19 protein-coding genes and 1 pseudogene are annotated in these 21275 nt (G+C 63.3%); 9 read left to right on the top strand and 11 right to left on the bottom strand.

Annotated elements, in window-relative coordinates; translation table 11 throughout:
* The 7 genes from Q0X85_RS17540 to Q0X85_RS17510 all read right to left on the bottom strand — a co-directional run.
* The coding region (locus tag Q0X85_RS17540; RefSeq protein WP_297774167.1) for a head-tail adaptor protein at positions 1-132 on the bottom strand (132 nt) is incomplete at its 3' end.
* Positions 132-731: a head-tail connector protein gene (locus Q0X85_RS17535; protein WP_297774166.1), complete on the bottom strand. Its 600-nt coding sequence runs from the start codon at positions 729-731 to the stop codon at positions 132-134. The genes Q0X85_RS17535 and Q0X85_RS17540, both read right to left, overlap by 1 nt.
* Positions 732-884: 153 nt before the next feature.
* Positions 885-2063, bottom strand: a complete 1179-nt coding sequence (locus Q0X85_RS17530) for a phage major capsid protein (protein ID WP_297774164.1) — start codon at positions 2061-2063, stop codon at positions 885-887.
* Positions 2064-2099: 36 nt separating this feature from the next.
* Complete coding sequence (locus Q0X85_RS17525; protein WP_297774162.1) at positions 2100-2651, bottom strand: HK97 family phage prohead protease; 552 nt, start codon at positions 2649-2651, stop codon at positions 2100-2102.
* Positions 2652-2676: 25 nt separating this feature from the next.
* Positions 2677-2916: a hypothetical protein gene (locus Q0X85_RS17520; protein WP_297774161.1), complete on the bottom strand. Its 240-nt coding sequence runs from the start codon at positions 2914-2916 to the stop codon at positions 2677-2679.
* Positions 2909-4102: a phage portal protein gene (locus Q0X85_RS17515; RefSeq protein WP_297774159.1), complete on the bottom strand. Its 1194-nt coding sequence runs from the start codon at positions 4100-4102 to the stop codon at positions 2909-2911. Before Q0X85_RS17515 ends, Q0X85_RS17520 begins: the two co-directional genes overlap by 8 nt.
* Positions 4103-4207: 105 nt before the next feature.
* Complete coding sequence (locus Q0X85_RS17510; protein ID WP_297774157.1) at positions 4208-5326, bottom strand: MHYT domain-containing protein; 1119 nt, start codon at positions 5324-5326, stop codon at positions 4208-4210.
* Between the two features lie 282 nt (positions 5327-5608).
* On the opposite strand from Q0X85_RS17510, the gene Q0X85_RS17505 reads away from it, so the two are divergent.
* From Q0X85_RS17505 to Q0X85_RS17485, 5 genes are all read left to right on the top strand, one after another.
* Positions 5609-6742, top strand: coding sequence for an ABC transporter substrate-binding protein (locus tag Q0X85_RS17505; protein ID WP_297774155.1), 1134 nt, complete (start codon positions 5609-5611; stop codon positions 6740-6742).
* Between the two features lie 138 nt (positions 6743-6880).
* Positions 6881-7756: a uroporphyrinogen-III C-methyltransferase gene (gene cobA / locus Q0X85_RS17500; RefSeq protein WP_297774154.1), complete on the top strand. Its 876-nt coding sequence runs from the start codon at positions 6881-6883 to the stop codon at positions 7754-7756.
* On the top strand, positions 7744-9009 hold the full coding sequence (locus Q0X85_RS17495) for a cobyrinate a,c-diamide synthase (protein WP_297774152.1): 1266 nt from the start codon (positions 7744-7746) through the stop codon (positions 9007-9009). The genes cobA and Q0X85_RS17495 overlap by 13 nt, the downstream gene beginning before the upstream one ends.
* Before the next feature lie 42 nt (positions 9010-9051).
* The gene (locus Q0X85_RS17490; RefSeq protein WP_297774150.1) at positions 9052-10269 is read left to right on the top strand and encodes an MFS transporter; all 1218 of its coding nucleotides are present in this window, start codon (positions 9052-9054) and stop codon (positions 10267-10269) included.
* A 60-nt stretch (positions 10270-10329) separates the two neighbouring features.
* Positions 10330-10716: a hypothetical protein gene (locus Q0X85_RS17485; protein WP_297774148.1), complete on the top strand. Its 387-nt coding sequence runs from the start codon at positions 10330-10332 to the stop codon at positions 10714-10716.
* A gap of 11 nt (positions 10717-10727) precedes the next feature.
* Here Q0X85_RS17485 and Q0X85_RS17480 read toward each other — a convergent pair whose 3' ends face one another.
* The gene (locus Q0X85_RS17480) at positions 10728-11600 is read right to left on the bottom strand and encodes an NAD(P)-dependent oxidoreductase (protein ID WP_297774146.1); all 873 of its coding nucleotides are present in this window, start codon (positions 11598-11600) and stop codon (positions 10728-10730) included.
* A gap of 87 nt (positions 11601-11687) precedes the next feature.
* On the opposite strand from Q0X85_RS17480, the gene Q0X85_RS17475 reads away from it, so the two are divergent.
* The 3 genes from Q0X85_RS17475 to purL all read left to right on the top strand — a co-directional run bounded on the left by Q0X85_RS17475 (position 11688) and on the right by purL (position 17267).
* A complete protein-coding gene (locus tag Q0X85_RS17475) occupies positions 11688-14168 on the top strand; it encodes a penicillin acylase family protein (RefSeq protein ID WP_297774144.1) in 2481 nt (826 codons plus the stop codon).
* Between the two features lie 265 nt (positions 14169-14433).
* Positions 14434-14940 carry a phosphoribosylglycinamide synthetase gene (locus Q0X85_RS17470; RefSeq protein ID WP_297774143.1) on the top strand — a complete coding sequence of 169 codons (507 nt, stop codon included), beginning with the start codon at positions 14434-14436 and terminating at the stop codon, positions 14938-14940.
* A gap of 161 nt (positions 14941-15101) precedes the next feature.
* Positions 15102-17267: a phosphoribosylformylglycinamidine synthase subunit PurL gene (purL, locus tag Q0X85_RS17465; RefSeq protein WP_297774141.1), complete on the top strand. Its 2166-nt coding sequence runs from the start codon at positions 15102-15104 to the stop codon at positions 17265-17267.
* 23 nt (positions 17268-17290) lie between these two features.
* On the opposite strand, the gene Q0X85_RS17460 is transcribed toward purL, so the two are convergent.
* Positions 17291-17716, bottom strand: coding sequence for a cyanoglobin (locus Q0X85_RS17460; RefSeq protein WP_297774139.1), 426 nt, complete (start codon positions 17714-17716; stop codon positions 17291-17293).
* A 45-nt stretch (positions 17717-17761) separates the two neighbouring features.
* A complete protein-coding gene (tdm, locus tag Q0X85_RS17455; protein WP_297774137.1) occupies positions 17762-20131 on the bottom strand; it encodes a trimethylamine-oxide aldolase Tdm in 2370 nt (789 codons plus the stop codon).
* A 144-nt stretch (positions 20132-20275) separates the two neighbouring features.
* On the opposite strand from tdm, the gene Q0X85_RS17450 reads away from it, so the two are divergent.
* Positions 20276-21127, top strand: coding sequence for a DMT family transporter (locus Q0X85_RS17450; protein ID WP_297774134.1), 852 nt, complete (start codon positions 20276-20278; stop codon positions 21125-21127).
* 2 nt (positions 21128-21129) lie between these two features.
* On the opposite strand, the pseudogene Q0X85_RS17445 reads toward Q0X85_RS17450, so the two are convergent.
* Positions 21130-21275 (bottom strand): annotated as a pseudogene (locus tag Q0X85_RS17445) (bifunctional methylenetetrahydrofolate dehydrogenase/methenyltetrahydrofolate cyclohydrolase); the annotation flags it as partial.

Raw genomic sequence — 21275 nt, 5'->3', positions numbered from 1 at the left:
GCCCGTGCGCGCACGAACCTCCGCCCAGAGCGTGCCGCGCGGCTGCCAGGTCTCAATGAACCCGCCCGCCCCGTCGGGGCTGCGCGCCGCCGCCTCCAGCACGAGGGGCCGGTTGAGCCGCACCGCCGCCATCACCGCACCCCCCCGCCCAGCAAACGCACCGTGCGATAGCGCTCGATCAGGCTCGACACCCCGAAGGGCATGCAACCGCCGCTCAACCCGATCTCGTGGCGATACTCGTAGTAATGCGCCGCCAGCATCAGCACCGCCTGCGCCAGATCCGATGGCAAGTTCCCCCATCCCGCGCCATAGCCCGCGCGGAACACGATCTCGGCCACACCGCCCGAGTCAATCGACGGCAGGACCCTGCCCGCCGGGCGTAACATGGGCCGATGCGCGTCACGCTCCAACCGGTAGAGCGCGGGCGCGATCACCTCCGCCTCGTCGTCGCGGTTGCGCAACGTGAGGCTTACGATCTCGCTCACCGGGGCGACCGGCAGCGCCTGCCCTTCAGGATCGCGCCAGCTGTTCATCACCCAGGAAAACTCCCGCTCCAGCAGCACCTTGGCGGTGCGCCCCTCGATCGCCGCGAGAGCGGCCCGCAGGAAACTCTCCAACACAGGGTCCTGGACATCGCCATCCGAAAACCCCGTCCCCAGCCGCAGATGCGCCTTGAATTCCGCCAGCGGCAGCGCGGCCAGGGGCACCGCGGTCTCTTCCATCAACATCATGGACCTACTCCATATATCCCGGACCCCTCCGATGAGTGAGGCGCGCGCCGCCCGGCGTTGCACGGACGGAGGGGGGTGACTGAACAACGCCGTATCAAAGGCCACGCGCGCCCCGGACGGGGGCCAAATCGCCCCCGCCCCGATCACCGCCCCTTACGAGACGGCGAACCGCAAGAGCTTGATCGCCTTGAAATCGCTGACATCGCCGCCCACGCGCTTGGTCGCGTAGAACAGGACATGCGGCTTGGCGCTGTAGGGATCGCGCAGCACCCGCAGATCGGGGCGCTCAGCGACCGTATAGCCCGCGCCGAAATCGCCGAATGCGATGGCATCGGCCCCGCTCGCGATATCCGGCATGTCCTCGGCGATCAGCACCGGGTAGCCCAGCAAACGCGCAGGCTCTCCGGCGGCCAGACCGTCCGACCACAGGAACCGCCCATCGGCATCCTTCATCTTGCGCACCGCCCCGGCCGTGCGCGAATTCATCACGAAGGTGGCATGCGCCCGGTACTGCGCGCCCAGCGCATAGACCAGGTCGATGACCGGATCGGGCCCGCCAATATCGCCATCCACACCCGTCGGCACATAGCCCAGATTGCCCCAGGCCCAGACATCGTTATCGACCGCCGGATGGGTCAGAAAGCCGCGCGGCTTGTCCACCCCGTCGCCCGCGATGAACGCCGCCGCCTCGGCGCGCGCGAACTTGTCGGCGATGCGCCCCGCCAGCCAGCCCTCGACGTCAAAGGCACTGTCATCAAGCAGCCGCTGCGACGCCTTGGGCAGCGCGCTCAGCTCGTGCAGCGGGATGCTGATGCGGTCGATGACCGGCGTATCGCTCTCGGCCACGGGGCCGGTCTCGGTGGCCCAGCCATGGCCGACATCGGCATGGTCAATGAGCACGTCAAAGCTCGTGGCCTCGACCGCCACCACATTGGCGACGGCGCGAATTGACGCGGTCGAGCTCAGCACCGAGCGGATCGTCTCGGCGGTCTGCGGATCGACGAGATAGCCGCCCTCACCGGCCACCGCGGTATTGAGCGCCTTGCCCTCAAGCTCCAGCCCCCTCAGCCCGTCATCATCCCCCGCCCGCAGATAGGCGTCGAATGCCTTGCGATGCGGGGCACCTGCGTCGGCGGCGGCGGCCAGATGCGGGCGCGCCATGGCGATTGTCTTGCGTTCAAACATGGTCATCTTCTCTTCCTGCTGTTGAAGTCGTTTGTGAATATCGGACTGAAAGCCCTTGAATTCGCTCAGGAACCCCGCCACGGCGGTGCTCACCTCTGCCGCCGGAGACAGATCTTCCCCGGCCCGAGCCTGCGCTTGGGTTGTCATCGTTTTTCCCTTCAGCTTGGTCTGGTCGCGCGGGGTCTACATCCGCGCCATCTCCCGGCGGGCCGCGTCGAACACAGCCGCCAATTCACGCAAAGTCTCGTCCTCCGGGCGCTCGCCCTTGGCCGCCACCCGCGCACTGGGCAGCATCGGAAAGGTCACCAGCGACACCTCCCAAAGCTCCAGTTCCTGCAAGAGCCTGCGGCCCTTGTCCCCCTTGGTTGCGCGCAGCGTGCGATAGCCGATGCTCAGCCCGTCGATCGCTCCGGCCGCGATCAGCGCCACCGCTTCGCGCGCGCGCCCCACGCTCTCCAGCAGACGGCCTTTGACATACAGGCCGCGCGCATCCTCGCGCACCTCGTCCCAGATACCGATGGGCTGCGCCGGATCGTGCTGCCACAGCATCTTGACGCGCCGCCCCTCGGCGGTCAGCCGCTTCAGGCTCGCGGCATAGGCCCCCTTGGCCACCACGTCCCCGCCATGATCGGGTGCATCGAACAGGCTCGCATAGCCCTCGATCCGTCCTTCCTCGCTCACGCTCAGCGCCGCGCCCTCGGGTCGCGCGAACTTGCGCTCAAGTCCGTTCTCCATCCACCTCATCCTTTCGTTTCCAAACTCACGGCAACGCCGCCAGGATTGGCTGAAACGCCTGCACCAGTATCGCCGCGACTACGCCGTAAACCGCCAGCCAGAGCCGCCGCTCCAAACGTTCCAGCGCCGCCTCCAGCCGTTCCAGCCGCTCCTGCGTCGCCCTGACCTGCAACTCAGAGACCCGCTCATGCGCCTCCAGCCGCAGCGCGGGCGCGCAATCAAAGGGCTCGAATCCGTAGCGCGGCGGCGGCGCGCCCTCAGCCATCCGCATCCCCCTGCGCCAATGCGGGCAAGCCCAGCAAGTCGCGCTTTTCCGCCGCGGTCAGGAACTCCGCCTGCGCCACCCGGCCCCATTGCGCATCACGCTCCGCTGACAGCGCCGGCACCTGATCGAGATCCGGGCGCAACTCGAACGCCTCTCCCGCCATGCGCGCCAGCCACGCCGCCACCGCCGCAGTTACACGGGCCGCCAATGGCAACACCGTCAGCCGGTAAAACGCCCGGTTCGCTTCCTGGTAATTGGCGAATGTCGCGTCGCCGGGAATGCCCAGCAACATCGGCGGCACCCCGAAGGCGAGTGCGATTTCGCGCGCCGCGCTCTCCTTGGTCTTCTGGAATTCCATGTCCGACGGGCTGAACCCCATCGGCTTCCAGTCAAGCCCACCCTCCAGCAACATCGGACGCCCTGCATTGCGCGCGCCCTGATGATGCGCCTCCATCTCACTCACCAGCCGGTCATACTGATCAGAGCCAAGCGCACCCTGCCCCTCGGCCCCCTTGTAGACGATCGCCCCCGACGGCCGCGCAGCATTGTCCAAGAGCGCCTTCGACCAGCGGCTCGCAGCATTATGCACATCTACCGCCTGCGCCGCCGCCTGCAACGGCGACAGCCCGTAATGATCGTCTTGCGGGTGAAAGCTCTTGATATGGCAGATGCAGGGCGCGCCTTCGGAGACATCGAACCGATGCTTGCGCCCCGCCACGGCATATTCATACCCCACCGGCCAGCCATCCGCGCCCGGCACCACGCTCATCCGGTCCGAACGCAACAAATGCAATTCGACCGGTACACCGCCGGAACCGACCGCCTCGACATAGGCATTCCCGGTCAGCAACAACTGACCATAAAGCGCCTCGAACAGTTCCGCCCGGCCCTGCGCCGGGTTCGGCATCTTGATGAGGTCCAGCACGGGATGTACCGCAAAGCGCTGTTCGGCATCCTGCATCACCAGCGGTAGCGCGGCGGCGGCCTCGGCGATCATCTTGACACAGCGAAACCCCACCGGATTGCCCGCAAAGCCGGTGCGCGCAAGGCTCACCACGTCGCGCGGGCTCCAGGCCACACGACCGGCCCCGCCCCAGGCGACGACCCGCCCCGTGGCGCTTGCCTTCTGCTCAGGAATGCTCTGCGCCTCCGCCTCACCACCCTGCCGGAAGAAATCCAGTATCATCGCTTCACTCTCCTTGGTCTTGCCCACGACAAGCCTCTTGCCGACTTGCGGACATCAAACCGTCAAAATCTTAAGGAAAGTAAATCTGACCGCGCGGCCCTCGGCCTAGAGCCCAAGAGCCTCGCGCAGAACGGCAAGACGCGAGCGGCTTACCGGCGTGGTCACATCCTGCCCGCCAAGTTGAAAGTGGCACAACCCGTTATCCTTGCGCCGCTCAAAATGCGCGACGTGATCAGGGTTCACCAGATAGCTGCGATGCACTTTCAGAAATGGCCCGGGGCTCAGACGTCTTTCCGCCTCGGTGATCGACCAAGTGCAGAAATGCTTGCTCTCACCGGCATAGAGCAGTGTGTAATGCCCCTCCGCTCGAAGAAACGCCACATCCCGCGCGTCGATGAAATGTGTCTGACCGTTTTGCTCGTAAGGGATGCGATGCAAAAGAGGTGCTGCCTCAATCGGCTCCGCCAAGGGCTCGCTGGGTCCGACTGCCGCGCCGTGGGCACCGCTGCCTGCCGGCGCGAGGAAGGTGACGCCAGTCAGCAAAAAGGCCCCGCACAAGACGAAAGAGCTGATCAACACACCTAGCGCCAAAACCTCGTTACCGATGACCGGCCCGATTTCCTGGACCGTTGGCACAGTCACGAAGCGCGTGCCGAGAATCGCTGCGAAATGAACAACGAACACAGCAAGCCCAAAGGCCATAGTGCCCAACAGGATATTGCGCGGCCGACGCTGCCCATATGCCACCCAAATCGCAGCAACACTCAGCCCACAAGCCGCGACGAGGGCAAAAATAACACCCGGCGGCGTGTAGACCGCCCGGCATAGTTGTAGCCCGGACATGCCAAGATAATGCATTGCCACGATACCAAGACCTATGATCACCCCTGCTGCGGTCAGCCGCGCTCTGCTGCGTGGATAGAAATGCAGCAACAAGAGCGCACCGCCCACCATCAGTATGGCAATAAGGGCCGAGCCGAGCGTGATCATCGCATCATAGTAGATCGGGATCGGCAGTTGCAGACCGAGCATGGCCACGAAATGCATTGACCATATACCGCCACCCAACGCGATCGCGGCAAGGGTCACGGAGAGTTTCCGCGACGCGATCGGCTGCGAAGCAATGCCGCGTGTCAGAGAAAATCCTGTAAAAGCTCCGACAAGCGACACACTCAATGAGGCGGCCACCAGCCATAGATTGTGCGAGTAATCCAGAAATTCCATTTCGACCCAAAGCTTTGGGCTGGGCACATGGTCAATTTTCCGCCTCTGTGGCGCCCAACCTCTCCCCAAGCTTGGATCGTAAGTCGCCTGCGCAGTCCTGACAAGGCTCTTGCCCTGTAGCCTGTCCGTCAGGCAGCCCCGCAGCAAAGCCCGGTCGAGAGCCACAAGAGCTTGCATCTGGACCTTTGGCAAAACCTATGGGATGCAAGGACAGGTGCCCGGTACGGGCGTGCAACGAAACGGGCGGGGCCTCAACCCGCCCGCAATCAGGGAGATGGACACATGAATTTCAAGGCACTGGCACTCGCCGGGACGATGTCGCTTGCGGCGTTCGCGGCGCAGGCCGACGTAAAGGTCGGCATGATCACAACGCTTTCCGGCGGCGGCGCCGGGCTGGGCATTGACGTGCGAGACGGCTTCATGCTGGCATTGGAACAATCCGGCCGCGACGATATCGAGGTCGTCATCGAAGATGATCAGCGCAAGCCGGACATCGCCGTGCAACTCTCCGACAAGATGATCCAGTCCGAAAAGGTCGACGTGATGACGGGCATCATCTGGTCCAACCTTGCTATGGCCGTCGTTCCGGGCGCCGTGGCGCAGGGCAAATTCTATCTCTCGCCGAATGCCGGTCCGTCGGCGCTGGCCGGCAAGGGCTGTCATCCGAATTATTTCAACGTCGCCTGGCAGAACGACAACCTGCACGAGGCAGCGGGGGCCTACGCCAATGACGCGGGCTACAAGAACAGCTTCATTCTCGCGCCCAATTATCCGGCCGGTCAGGACGCACTCACAGGCTACAAACGCATGTATGAGGGCGCATTGGCGGGTGAAATCTACACGCAACTGGGCCAGACCGATTACGCCGCCGAGATTGCGCAAATTCGCGCAAGCGAGGCCGACAGCGTTTTCTTCTTCCTGCCCGGGGGCATGGGGATTTCATTCCTCAAGCAATATGCGGACAGCGGCGTCGATCTTCCTGTGATCGGCCCGGCGTTCAGCTTCGATCAGGGCATCCTGCAAGCCGTCGGCGATGCCGCACTCGGCGTTGTGAACACCTCGCAATGGTCCAAGGACATCGACAACGCCACCAACACCGCGTTCGTTGCCAGCTTTCAGGATAAATATGGGCGCCTGCCGTCTCTCTACGCGAGCCAGGGGTTCGACACCGCCAACCTGCTTATTTCCGCACTCGATCAGGCCCAACCGTCGGAACCTGATGCGTTTCGCGCAGCCCTCAAATCCGCCGATTTCGCAAGCACACGGGGTGATTTCGCCTTTGGCCCCAATCATCACCCGGTACAGGACATTTACGTGCGCGAGGTAATCAAGGAGGGCGATGTGTATACCAACAAAATCATCGGTACTGCGCTCAAGAACCACTCCGACGCGTACGCGGCCGAGTGCAAAATGTAAAACCTGGCACCCCGGACCACCAAAGTGGTTCGGGTCCGCTCCCTTCCAGGCAAAACGAAGCCAGGCCATGTCGTTCTCACCCCGATGTTTGGTCGCTTGCCACCTTTCCCCCGGATAAAACTCGCGGCATACAAAGCCATGACCGACTCACATGCTCCCTTTCCATCACCGCCCCCGGGCACTGAATGGCCTTGCCTGCAAGCGGGCTGGGTCTGGCTTTGCGGTGCCGGACCGGGCGATCCGGGTCTCTTGACGCTCCACGCGGTCAACGCGCTCCGGCAGGCCGACGTGGTGATCTACGACGCGCTCGTGCAAGAGGCGATCCTCGACTGGGCGCCGCAGGCGCGGCATGTCTATGCCGGCAAGCGCGGTGGCAAGCCCTCGGCCAATCAGCGCGACATCTCTCTGCAACTTGTCGATCTGGCGCGCGAGGGCAAGCGCGTGCTTCGTCTCAAGGGCGGCGACCCTTTCGTGTTTGGGCGTGGCGGCGAAGAGGCGCAGACGCTCGTTCAGCACGGTATACCGATCCGCATCATCCCCGGCATCAGCGCTGGAATCGGTGGGCTGGCTTATGCGGGCATACCCGTCACCCACCGGGATGTGAACCAGTCCGTGACCTTCGTCACAGGCCATGATCAATCCGGCCTGACGCCCTCGTCACTCGACTGGCAGTCAATCGCGCGCGGCAGCCAGGTCATCGTGATCTACATGGGCATGAAACACGCGGCCCAGATCTCCGGTGCATTACTGGAGGCAGGTCGCTCTATGGATGAGCCTTGCGCAGTGGTCTCACAGGCAACTACGCCAGAGCAAAAGGTGCTCGAAACCACGCTCGGTCAACTCGCCGCCGATATCGAGACAAGCGGGATGGAGCCACCCGCAATCCTGTGCATCGGGCGCTCGGTGCTCATGCGACAGGTTCTCGACTGGCAGGACATGCTGACAGGCAATGGTCCGCGCGATCTCGATCCGCTGGGCCGTGGCCTGCCCGCCGAGGTGTCATGCGGGGGCTGATCCTCGCCGCTCCATCCTCGGGCGCGGGAAAAACGACACTCACCCTTGCCCTGCTCCGCCTGCTATCGCGCGAAGGTGTGCCGGTCAGAGGCGCAAAATCCGGCCCCGATTATATCGACCCGCGCTTTCACGAGGCAGCCTGCGGCCTACCATGTCCCAATCTCGATGCTTGGGCCATGACTCCCGAGCGCTTGCGCGCGCTCGCCGCAGGCGACGGGCTGCTCATAATCGAGGGGGCCATGGGCCTCTTCGACGGCGCACCGCCCGATGGTCGCGGGTCGGTGGCCGATCTTGCGCGCCACCTTCGCCTGCCCGTGGTGTTGGTCATCGACGCAGGCCGCATGGCAGGTTCCATCGCACCCCTTGTGAATGGGTTCGCAGGCCACGACCCACGGGTGCGCGTGACTGGCGTGATCCTCAACAACGTCGGTTCCGACAGGCACGAGGCGATGCTGCGCCGCGCGCTCGCCCCCATTGGCCTGCCCGTGCTCGGAGCCCTGCGCCGCAACGCCGCGCTCGCGCACCCCTCCCGCCATCTGGGACTGGTGCAAGCACAGGAACGCCCAGACCTCGAAAACTTCCTCGAAAGAGCGGCTGACGCGCTTGCGGCAACGCTCGACCGTGACATGTTGCTGTCTATTTCGGCCCCCGTGCCAGCGGAGGCTTCATCCCCAAGCCTGACGCCTCCGGCACAAGTCATCGCCGTGGCGCAGGACCGCGCCTTTGGCTTTGCCTATCCCCATATGCTATCGGATTGGCGCGCGGCCGGGGCCGAGATCCGTGCCTTTTCACCCCTGGCTGATGATCCAGTTCCCGACGCCGATTTTATCTTCCTGCCCGGCGGATATCCGGAGCTGCATGCAGGCCGCCTCGCCGACTGCACAAACTTCATGCAAAGCCTCAGAAATGCGTCTCAAGATACTGAGATCTATGGAGAATGTGGAGGTTACATGGTGCTAGGAGACACGCTCACAGACGCAGAGGGCACGCGCCACACCATGGCCGGCCTCTTGCCCCTGGAGACCAGCTTTGCCACCCGTCACCTGCACTTGGGCTACCGTCGCCTGGCCGCCACCCAGGGACCACTGAGCGGCACCTGGACAGGCCACGAATTTCATTACGCCACCACCCTGCGCGCCGACGGTCCAGCCCTGTTCGCCGCTCATGACGCCGAGGGAACGGCACTGCCGCCCATGGGGCAGCGCGTCGAGCGCGCAAGTGGCTCTTTTGCGCATCTGATTGACCGAGCCTGATTGCACTTGCAGCCTCCACGTGACCGGTCTAGCACTCCATGAATGACAGACACGGCACATCTCACCGACGACAGTCGCGCCAAGCGCAACGTGGCCGTTCTTGTGGCGGCACAGGCGATCCTTGGCGCGCAGATGCCGATGATCTTCGTGGTGGGTGGCCTCGCCGGGCAATCGCTGGCCTCGAATGTCTGTTTCGCCACATTGCCGATCTCGCTGATCGTGCTGGGCTCGATGCTATCGGCCACGCCGGTCTCGCATATGATGCAGCGCTTTGGCCGTCGCGCGGGCTTCATGATCGGGGCGCTGGCGGGCGCGATTGGCGGGCTTGTCGGAGCCTATGGCCTCTACGTCGCGTCCTTCCCGATCTTTCTGGCGGGCAGTTTCATCACCGGCACCTATATGTCGGCGCAGGGCTTCTACCGCTTCGCCGCCGCCGACACCGCCAGCGAGACCTTCCGCCCCAAGGCGATTTCCTATGTCATGGCCGGGGGCCTCTTGAGTGCCATCATCGGGCCGCAGCTGGTCAAGCTCACGTCGCAGGCGATGGTGATCCCGTTTTTCGGCACCTATCTGGCGGTCATTGCGCTCAACCTCGTGGGCGCGCTGCTGTTCCTGCTGCTCGACATCCCCAAGCCGCCCGTTCCGTCAGAGGACGCACCGCGCGGGCGCTCGCGCATGGAACTGCTGAAGACCCCGCGCATCGCGGTGGCGGTGATCTGCGCGATGGTCGCCTACGCGCTGATGAACCTGGTGATGACCTCGACGCCGCTTGCCGTGGTCGGCTGCGGCTTTGACGAGGGCAATGCGGCGGATGTCGTCACCGCGCATGTGCTGGCGATGTATATCCCCTCGTTCTTCACCGGCCACCTGATCGTGCGCTTCGGGGTGGAAAGGATCGTCGCAACCGGCCTGATCATCCTTGCCGGCGCGGGCGCGGTGGCGCTCTCGGGCGTGGAGCTGGAGCATTTCTTCGTGGCGCTGATCCTGCTGGGGCTCGGCTGGAATTTCGGCTTCATCGGGGCCACCACGATGCTGGCGGGCGCGCATGCCCCGCATGAGCGCGGGCGCATGCAGGGGCTCAACGACCTGCTGGTCTTCGGCGGGGTGACCTTCGCCTCGCTCGCCTCGGGCGGGCTGATGAACTGCTCGGGCAGTTCCGCGCAGGCGGGCTGGACCGCCGTCAACCTCGCCATGGCGCCCTTCCTGATGCTGGCAGGCGCAGCGCTCATTTGGCTGGTGATGCGCCCCCGCACGGCGTGACCGCTGGCGTCAGCCGGGTTTTTTGAGTATTTTTGCCATAAAGAAACAGAGGGGCGCGTCATGATTTCCGAGATCTGGCACAGCTATCGCCGCCTGCCGCTCTGGGTGCAGGCCTGGGTATCTTTCATCCTTGTGCCGGTGAATGCCGCCTCATTGGCCTTTCTGTCCGAGCCTTTTGGCCTCTGGGTCGCGGCGATGGCCGTGGGGGCGATGCTGCTCAACGGCGTGATCATGCTGGTAGAGCGCGGCTTTTCCAAACTGATGGCGCTGCCGCATGTGCTGATCTGGACGCCGATGCTGGGGCTGGGGCTGTGGCTTCTGGCGCAGGACATTGCCCCCGCCTACCGGATTTATCTACTGATCCTGCTGGCGGTCGATGTGATCTCGTTGGTCTTCGACGTGATCGACACCCGCAAATGGCTGTCAGGCGACCGCAAGATCGCCTGACGCCAAGGGTTTCAGCCCAGTTTGCGCAGCCGCGCGAAAAGGCTGGAGGTATCCCAGCGTCCGCCGCCCATGGCTTGCACGTCCTTGTAGAACTGATCGACCAGGGCCGTGACCGGCAGGCTCGCCCCGGTCTCGTCGGCGGTCGACAGGCAAATGCCCAGATCCTTGCGCATCCAGTCGACGGCAAAACCGTGCTCCCATTTGTCGTCGAGCATGGTCTCGTAGCGATTGGCCATCTGCCACGACCCGGCCGCGCCCTGGCTGATCACCTCGACCACCGCGCGCCCGTCAAGCCCCGCCTTCTCGGCGAAATGCAGCGCCTCGGACAGGCCCTGCACCAGACCCGCGATGGCGATCTGGTTGCACATCTTGGTCATCTGACCGGCCCCGCTCTCGCCGATGCGGCGGCAGAGCTTGGCATAGGTGTTCATGATCGGCTCGGCGGCGTCATAGGCGGCCTGATCGCCGCCACACATGATCGACAGCTGGCCGTTCTCGGCCCCCGCCTGACCGCCCGACACGGGCGCGTCGACGAATTGCTGCCCACCGGCGCGCGCGCCTGCAAAGAGTTCTTCGGTCACTTTAGAAGACACCGTCGTATGGTCGATAAAGATCGCGCCATCCTTCATCCCGGCAAAGGCCCCGTCCTCACCGAGGCATACGCTGCGCAGATCGTCGTCATTGCCGACGCAGGCAAGCACGACATCGGCCGCTTCTGCGGCGTCGCGCGGGGTTGCCGCATGAGTGCCAGCGTGCTCCGCCACCCAAGCCTCGGCCTTGGCGGCGGTGCGGTTATAGACGCAGACATCGTGCCCGGCCTTGGCCAAGTGCCCCGCCATAGGATAGCCCATTACCCCGAGCCCCAGAAATGCCAGTTTCGCCATTTGTCCTGTCCTCTCCCATTGTCTTACCCCGGTTTTCTGACTATCCCCGGGGCTTGATGCAAGCGGAAAATAGGGCGGTACCGGGGCGTGTCACGGGTTGTGAAATGGTTGTTGCGGCTGGCGGGCGGCGTTGTTTTGCTGACTCTTCTGGTCGTTTTCGCAGTCTATTTCCTTTTGTCGCGCTCGCTTCCCGACTATGACAAGCAACTCGATGTGAGCGGCCTTGCCGCGCCGGTCGAGATCGTGCGCGACAACGCGAACGTACCCCATATTTTCGGGCAGAACGACGCCGACAGCTTCTTCGGTCTGGGCTATGCTCACGCGCAGGACAGGCTCTGGCAGATGATGATGATGCGCCGAACCGTTCAAGGGCGTTTGTCCGAAGTCTTCGGCAGCCGGACCGTCAAGATCGACACGACTTTGCGCCGCTTTGACCTCTATACACTCGCGCGCCAATCGGTCGAGGTCCAGGATGCGACAACCCTCGCCGCGCTCAAGGCCTACTCCGATGGAGTCAACGCACGGCTAAGCGAAATCAACAGGGAAGCGTTGGGGCGAGGCGCGCCGGAACAGTTCCTCTTCAACGCGCCGATCGCACCATGGCAGCCTGCGGATTCCATTGCCCTGATCAAACTTATGGCGGTGCAGCTTTCTGGCCACCTTGATAACGAGGTCTTGTTCGCTCGCACCTCGCTTGCCCTGGATGATCCGGAGCGCCTAGACGATATCATGCCGCTTGCCCCCGGCAGTGGCATCGCGGCGCTCCCGGAATATGCGAGCTTGTTTCCGGAAAATAGCTTCGTGCAGACCGCTCAGAGCACGTCAGACGTTTCAAGTGATCCGCTTTCACCGTTCAAACGCCGCGCCTTTGCGGGGGCGTCCAACGCCTTCGCCGCCACACCTGCACGATCGGCGTCAGGCGGCACACTTTTGGCCAACGATCCGCATCTGGGGTTTTCAGCCCCGAATATCTGGTACCTTGCCCGGATGCAGCTGGAAGCAGGCGGTGTGATCGGCGGCACGATCCCCGGTATTCCAGTCATACTGACAGGCCGCAGCGCACGTCTGGGTTGGGGCATCACATCCTCCTATATGGACGATCAGGATGTGTTCATCGAAGAGATCAACCCCGACGACACCAACCAATACCGCACGCCTGAGGGTTGGAAGCCGTTTCGCACCGCGCGCTCGATCATCGAGATCAAGGATGCCGATCCGGTAACCCTCACCTTGCGCTGGACGGACAACGGACCGGTCCTGCCCGGCAGCCACTACAACCTTGCCGACGTCACCCCGCCGGGGCATGTGGCGTCAGTCAGCTGGACCGCGCTGAGCGGGCAGGACACGACAATGAGCTCGGCCATGGGCCTCATGCGCGCCGGATCAGTTCAGGAGGCCATGGACCTCAGCCGCCTCTACATCGCACCCTCGCAAAACCTAACTCTGGTGGATGAGACGACAATTGCCATGCGGACAATCGGCGCAATGCCCCGCCGCAGCGCCCGCCACGAGAGCGAAGGCCGCATGCCCTCACGCGGCTGGCTGCGGGAAAACCGCTGGCAGGGCATGCTGCCCTTTGCCGCAAATCCCGAGTTCATTTCGCCCCGCGGGGGCATTCTGGGCAACACCAACAACAAGGTCGTGGACCGCCCCTTTCCAATGCATATGAGCTATCTGTGGGGGGATACGCAGCGGGTGCATCGCTGGCGCAGACTGATGCAGGGCCGCGAGGTCCATACCCGCGACAGCTTTATCGAGGCGCAGCTTGATACCGTCAGCTTCACCGCGCGCTCGATCCTGCCGCTCATCGGCGCGGATCTGTGGTTCACCGGCGAGGCCGCCCCAGAGGGCACGCCCGAACGGCTGCGCCAGCGCGCGCTTACGATGCTGGCGGACTGGAACGGCGAGATGAACGAACATCTGCCCGAGCCGCTTATCTATGCGGCGTGGATGCGGGCGCTCATGGACCGGCTCATCCGCGACGACCTAGGCCCCCTCTCGCGTGAGTTCGATCATCCCGACCCGATCTTCATCGAGCGCGTCTTTCGCGATGTGGACGGTGCCTCGGCCTGGTGCGATGTCAAGCAGTCAGCGGCGCAGGAAACCTGCCCGGACGTCTCGCGCATGGCGCTCGACGATGCGCTGATCTGGATCGAGGAACGCTACGGCACCTCGCTCGAAAGCCTGCGATGGGGCGAGGCGCATCAGGCGGCGCATGATCATCAGGTGCTGGGCGAGGTGCCGCTCTTGCGCTATTTCGTCAACATCCGGCAATCCACCTCGGGCGGCGACAACACGCTCCTGCGCGGGCGCACGCGCGGTGGCCAGGGGCCCGACCCGTTCCAGAACGTGCACGGGGCCGGTTACCGTGGGGTCTATGACTTCGCCGATCCAGACAGCAGCGTGTTCATCATCGCCACCGGCCAATCCGGCCATTTCCTGAGCCGCCATTACGACGATCTCTCGCAACTCTGGCGGCGCGGCGAGTATATCCCGATGTCGCTCGACCCTGACCTCGCGCGGGCGGCGGCTGTTGGTGTGACACGGCTCCACCCCGAGGGGCAATGACGCGCAATGCGTCAGTGACCGATTTTTCACCCCCTGCAAGATCCCGATGACATGGGCATCCGGGTATCTTACATCATCCGGCGGTGAATGCCGAAGGTGACCCCGCATTGTTTCGACAAGTTCGAGCCAAATAAGAAAAATTCACCTTCCCGGAACTTCAATTGGAACACGTGGCGGCCCTTCGCGTTGTGATACCAAGCGCGCTTGATGCGCTTTCAATTGAACCGCAGGGCACGCCCTGCAGAACTGGAAACGGAGGACTGTAATGACATTCCATAAATTTGCTCTCGCAACCGCACTGACCAGCATCACAGCCATGGCTGCGTATGCCGACGAGGGCGAGTACCAGAGCGCCAAAGACGAGGAACCCGCAGCGACAGTCACCAACGGCTCTGGCATGGAGATGACGGAGGCGACGATAAGCGATGACGGTGAAATCACCGCACCGAGCAGCGTCGACCTTGAAGCCAAAGAGCTTACCAACTCTGACAAGATCTCCATCGAGAACGTTCTTACCCAAGCCGACGACGGCGCAACGCTGAACTCAGTCGACGATGCCATCATCGGTGAGGTCGTGTCGCACGCGGGCGATCGTGATGCACAGCATCTGGTCTATGTCGATGTACGTGATGACGCAGACCTTGCTGCGGACAAGATCGCATTCGAGGTCGGCACGCTCAGCGCCGAGGAATCCGGTGGGCTGGAATATGCCTACACGATGGAGCAATTGCGCACCGCAGTGGCCGCCAAGGTCGCCACGATGACGCAGTAATCCTGCCAATTCGGATGTCTTTATGGCCCGGCCTTCTGGCCGGGCCTTTCCTGTTCTGAAACTGCCGAATCTCAACACCATCCGCGAGCGGCCCCTTTCCCCGGCCTGCGCAATAGCCTAAAGAGACGCGCAATCGGACCACCTTGGGGGATTCCAGTCAAATGCAGGACCCGGCACTCACGCCCGAACTGATCGAGGCCCATGGCCTCAAGCCCGACGAATACGACCGCATCCTCGAAATCATCGGACGCGAGCCGACATTCACCGAGCTTGGCATCTTCTCGGCCATGTGGAACGAGCACTGTTCCTACAAATCCTCCAAGAAATGGCTGCGCACCCTGCCCACCACCGGGCCACAGGTGATCTGCGGTCCGGGCGAGAATGCGGGCGTGGTCGATATCGGCGACGGGCAGGCCGTGGTCTTCAAGATGGAGAGCCACAATCACCCCTCCTATATCGAGCCCTATCAAGGGGCCGCGACCGGCGTGGGCGGCATCCTGCGTGACGTCTTCACCATGGGCGCGCGCCCGATCGCGGCGATGAACTCGCTCAGCTTTGGCGCGCCTTCGCACCCCAAGACCCGCCAGCTTGTGCATGGTGTGGTCGAGGGGGTTGGCGGCTATGGCAACTGCTTTGGCGTGCCCACCGTGGGCGGCGAGGTGCGGTTCGATGCGGCCTATAACGGCAACTGCCTCGTGAATGCCTTTGCCGCCGGTCTGGCCGACACCGACAAGATTTTCTATTCCGCCGCGAGCGGCGTTGGCATGCCGGTGGTCTATCTCGGCGCCAAGACCGGCCGCGATGGCGTGGGCGGGGCCACCATGGCCAGCGCCGAATTCGACGAGACCATCGAGGAAAAGCGCCCCACCGTGCAGGTCGGCGACCCGTTCACCGAAAAGCGCCTGATGGAGGCCACGCTGGAGCTGATGCAGACCGGCGCGGTTATTTCGATTCAGGACATGGGCGCGGCGGGGCTCACCTGTTCCGCAGTCGAGATGGGCGACAAGGGCGGGCTTGGCGTCAGGCTGCAACTTGACGCCGTGCCGCAGCGCGAGACCGGCATGACGGCCTATGAGATGATGCTGTCGGAGAGCCAGGAGCGCATGCTGATGGTGCTGCGCCCCGAGAAAGAATCGCAAGCGCGCGCCGTGTTCGAGAAATGGGATCTCGACTTTGCCATCGTCGGCGAAACCATCGCCGACGACCGCTTTCTGATCCTGCATGGCGATGACGTTAAGGCCGACCTGCCGCTTGCCACCCTGTCAGGGAGCGCGCCGGAATATGACCGGCCCTGGCAGGAGCCCACCCTGCCCAAGCCGCTCGATCTCGGCTCGGTGCCCGGCATTGATCCCATCGACGGGTTGCGCGCGCTGATCTCCTCGCCGAACTACTGTTCGCGCCAATGGGTTTGGGAGCAATACGACACCATGGTCATGGCCGACAGCGCCCGCACACCCGGTCAGGGCGCGGGGCTCATTCGTGTACATGGCACCGAAAAGCTGCTGGCCTTCACCTCGGACGTGACCCCGCGTTATGTCAAGGCCAACCCGGTCGAGGGCGGCAGACAGGCGGTGGCCGAGGCGTATCGCAACCTCTCGGCGCTCGGGGCGGTGCCGCTTGCGACCACCGACAACCTGAACTTCGGCAATCCAGAAAAGCCCGAAATCATGGGCCAGTTCGTCGGGGCCATCAAGGGTATCGGCGAGGCGGTGGCAGCGCTTGATATGCCGATCGTGTCAGGCAATGTCTCGCTCTATAACGAAACCGATGGCACGGCGATCCTGCCGACACCGACCATCGGGGCTGTGGGCCTGATCCGCGATCCTGAGACGGCAATCACCGGCGAGGTGCGCGAGGGGCACGTGGCGCTTCTACTTGGCGACACCCACGGCCATCTTGGTCAATCCGCCCTTTTGGCAGAGGTGTTCAACCGCGTCGAGGGCGATGCGCCCCACGTGGATCTGGCCGCCGAGAAACGCCACGGCGAATTCATCCGCGAGAATCATGCGCTGATCAAGGCCTGCACCGATCTCAGCGACGGCGGTCTGGCGCTTGCGGCGTTCGAGATGGCCGAGGCGGCGGGCGTGGGCGTGCAACTTGACAGCGACGACACCCCCACCCTCTTTGGCGAGGATCAGGCCCGCTATCTCATCGCATGCAATTTCGATCAAGCCGAGGCGCTGATGATCGCCGCCGGACAGGCAGATGTCACCCTCACCTCGGTCGGTCGCTTTACCGGCGACGCGGTACGCTTCGGCAACACAGAGGCTCCTCTCACAGACCTCTCGCACCTGTTCCGAAGCACCTTTGGGACGACGTTTTCCTGAATAACGGTTGGCCACCGGGCGCGTCAGACAGGTGACGCGCCCGGGGTGGTTTCGGCGCGCCAATCCGGCAGATCGTTGATCAGCCGATGCGCCGCGCGCGCAAGCGTTCCGCGAAACCGCTCGACCACAGGTCCCGCCATGCCCTGCTCTTGCAAAGCGGCATCGAACGTCGCCAGCCACATCTCGACATCTGCCAATCGGATCGGCTCATGGGCATGAATCTCGCGCAGATCCATGTGACCAAAGCGCTCTCGATAATAGGCGCGCCCACCTAGAAACCCCGAGAGGAATTCGAACTGCGCCTGCCGGGTATGATCCAGACCATGTCCACGAAAATGCAGCCTGTGAAGCTCATACACGTCCGGGTCACTCTCCATCCGGTCATAGAATGACCGGACCAGATCGCGAAGCCGCTCTTCGCCGCCGATATCATCAAGCGCTATACACATGTCCTCAAGTATCCGCGTCACGCATCGCCAGGTCTTTGACAAAAATCAAGACCGCGGCCTGGTCTTTTGCGGGTCGTAATGCGCAAACGGCACGATCGTCGCGGGCAGCCGTTTCTGCTGACCATCGAGTTTGCCGATCTCGACCTCCGTGCCCACCTCACGGTGCGCCACATCAACCCTCGCCAAAGCGATATTCTTGCCAAGCAGAGGCGATCGCATCGAAGATGTCACCTCGCCCACTTGCGCGCGGCCAATGTGAACCGGATCACCATGATCAACCGCGACATTGGCGTCGATATCCAGCCCGACCATCACTCGTGCCGGATGCTCCTTGCGCCGGATCAGCGCCTCGCGACCAATGAAATCATCCGGCTTCGACTTGAGCGGCACGGTAAATCCCACCCCGGCCTCGAACGGATCGGTCTGATCGCAGAAATCATACCCGGCAAAGATCAGCCCCGCCTCGATCCGAACCATATCGAGCGCCTCGAGCCCCATCGGGGTCAGACCGTGCTCGCGCCCCGCCGCCCAGACCGCGTCGAACACCTCGACAGCATGTTTGGGATGACAGAATATCTCGTAGCCCAATTCGCCCGTGTATCCGGTGCGCGACACGACAACCGGCACCCCGTCATGATCACCGATCCGCGCCGGCGTGAACCGGAACCACGCCAGATCCTCGAATTTCGGCTGATGGGGCGCGGTCCAGATCACCTTCTTGAGCAAGTCGCGGCTCTCCGGCCCCTGCACGGCGATATTATGCTGCATGTCGGTCGAGGACCGCACCAAGACCTTGAGCCCCAGTTCCTCCGCCTTTTCTCTCAACCACTCGCCGCCGTAATCGCTACCGCCGATCCAACGGAAGTTGTCCTGCCCGAGCCGAAACACAGTGCCATCGTCGATCATTCCGCCATGCGGATAGCACATCGCGGTGTAGACGACGCCACCGACCGGCAGCGTCTTCATGTTGCGGGTGAACACATATTGGCACAGCGCCTCGCTATCCGGTCCCGTGATCTCGAACTTGCGCAACGCGCTCAGATCCAGAACCACCGATTTTTCGCGGCAGGCATGGTATTCGGCAATCGGCCCTGCGGTCGAGATCGAGCTGGCCAGCCAATAGCCGTTATATTCGATGAAGTTCTCCGTAAACCGTTCGAAACACGGGTGAAATCCGGTCTGTTTTGTCATCTTGGGCTCCGCATCGGGGGTGGGCCGATAGGCCACTGATCGTTGGAATTTTTCTCTGCCAGCATAGGTGCGCACGTGAATATCGGTCGGATTCCAGCCATTGGCAGCGGTGGTATCATCCGGGCAGGCTGAACTGACACAGACCAGATCCGTGAGCGCGCGCAACAGCACATAGTCCCCCGGTCGTGTCCAGGGCTCGTCGGTATACATCACGCCATGCGCGTCGATGCCGGTGTTGAAGAAAAAGTTGATCGCCATCCAGCCCGCGCGCGGCCCCACGCCATGGGGGGCCAGCACCTTATTGAAGTTGTCCGAGCAATTGACGTGTCCGGGATAGCCGATGTCGTCATAATATTTCGCCGCACAGGCCAACGCAAAGGCGTCGTGCCGACCGACCGTATCCTGCACCACTTCGACCAGCGGCAGCATGTCCTGATCGTAGTATTTCGCATGCAGGCCCGGCATCGGATAGGCATGACCCATCAAGGTGCGCGTCGTCGTCACATCCAGCGCGTGCTCCACGCCCTTATCGAGCTTGCGCGCCGCAAAACACTGAAAATCCGTACATTGCCGGCCGTCCACATCGAGGATCTGGATATAGTCGCCCGCCTTCACGAAATATGCCTCGGCGGTCTGGCTGTGTACCCTCAGATCGGTCAGCGGGTCCGCGAGTGGATCGGGCAATTCGAAGCGTGCCGTGGATTTGAGAACCGCCCGCCGCACAAATACGGTCAGCGGCGTGGCGGTGTCCTGGTGCTCAAAATCCATGATCCCGCCCGGCGCGGCGATCACCACCACACCATCTCTTGCAATGGTCAGATCGGCCTGCGTGCCAGCAGGGGTCGCCGCCCCGAAAAAATCGACCGAGCGCGCCTGTGCAAGATCGATCCCGCGCGCCTCAAGCCCCATGCGCAAGCCCTGCAACGCCCCATCGCCTCCTCCCAAAAGCGCCTTGAGCCCTGACGCCCGGCCAGTGCCTGTCTCGCCGAGGATACCGGGATCAATCGCGCCATCAGGACCGGCCGCGACGATCTCGCAGCGCTGACCACCCTCAGTATTGACAACACTCAAGCGGTCTCCGGCCTCGACACGAATAAGGATTGCGCCTGCGCCTTCAACCACATAGCGTTCAGTTCCGGGTGGCAGCGAGAAGACCCGCGGCTCGACGATCCGGCTCGGCTGTGGTGGTCCGGCCTGAATCTCGGGGTAGCGCGTTTCCAACATCTTCCACCTCCTCTGGTCCGCAAGATATTTGCATAAGCGGAATATTTATTTAACAATAAGAATATCTGAACCGGTCTGACCCGGCAACACAAAACCCGGCGATCGGCCCGAAATCTGATACCCGGCAACAGGAGTCACAGCCCTATGACCGCATTGTTCCTCGGTCTCATCGCAGCCCTCGCCTGGGGGACGCATGATGTCTGCGTGCGCTACGTGAGCCAATCCAACGGCATCTTCGCGCCACTGGTCTGGGTGCTGACCTTCGGGCTCATCCTGGTGACGCCGATCAGTGTCTGGGCCGGTGTTCAACCATCGCCCGGCGGTGATCTGCCGCTCTCGATACTCGCCGGTGCCTGTTTTGCGCTTGGTGGCATCGCCCTTTACCGGGCCTTCGCCATCGGACCTGTTCGGCTGGTTGCACCAATCATCGGCGCCTACCCGATCCTCTCCGTGGCCTGGGCCAGCCTTAGCGGGGCGCCAACCTCCGCCTTGGAATGGACCATGGTCTGCCTCATCATTTGCGGCGTGGGTTACATCGCCCAAAGCGACGACGATACCGCGCATCCCGATGATCGCGGGCCGTGGCCGGCGATTCTGTGGTCGGTGCTGGCGGCAGCAGGCTTTGCCCTCACCTTTGCAGTCGGACACCGCGCCACGGCCTCGGGTGGCGAGTTGTTCCTGCTCGCCCCCACCCGCGCGGCAGCGCTCACCGTGGTACTGATCGCGGCCCTCGCGATGCGTGCGCCGCTCACACTGACCCGTAGGCACGTCCCGCTTCTCGCGGTGATGGGCCTGCTCGACGCCGTGGCCATCGGCTGCGTCATCGGCGCGGGACGGACCGCGCGCCCGGAGTTTGCCGCCATCGGGGCGTCGACCTTTGGCGTGATCACTGTGCTTTTCGCCGCTCTCTTCCTGCGCGAGCGGCTGCGCGGCACGCAATGGATGGCCGTGCTTGGCGTCTTCACAGCTATCGGAGTTCTGGGCGGCGGGCATTAAACTCACGCGGTCAGATCTTTGGGTTCAGGCAGGCCTGCGGCGCGGCAGCAGGCGGTGAGGGTGTTGGCGAGCAGGCAGGCGATGGTCATCGGGCCGACGCCGCCGGGCACCGGGGTGATGGCGCCGGCGACTGCGGCGGCGGAGGCAT

Source organism: uncultured Roseovarius sp., assembly GCF_947259555.1.
In the GTDB taxonomy this organism is placed as follows: Bacteria; Pseudomonadota; Alphaproteobacteria; order Rhodobacterales; family Rhodobacteraceae; genus Roseovarius.
The sequence above is the reverse complement of the archived record's forward strand: the minus strand, read 5'-3'. Positions and strand labels throughout refer to the sequence as shown.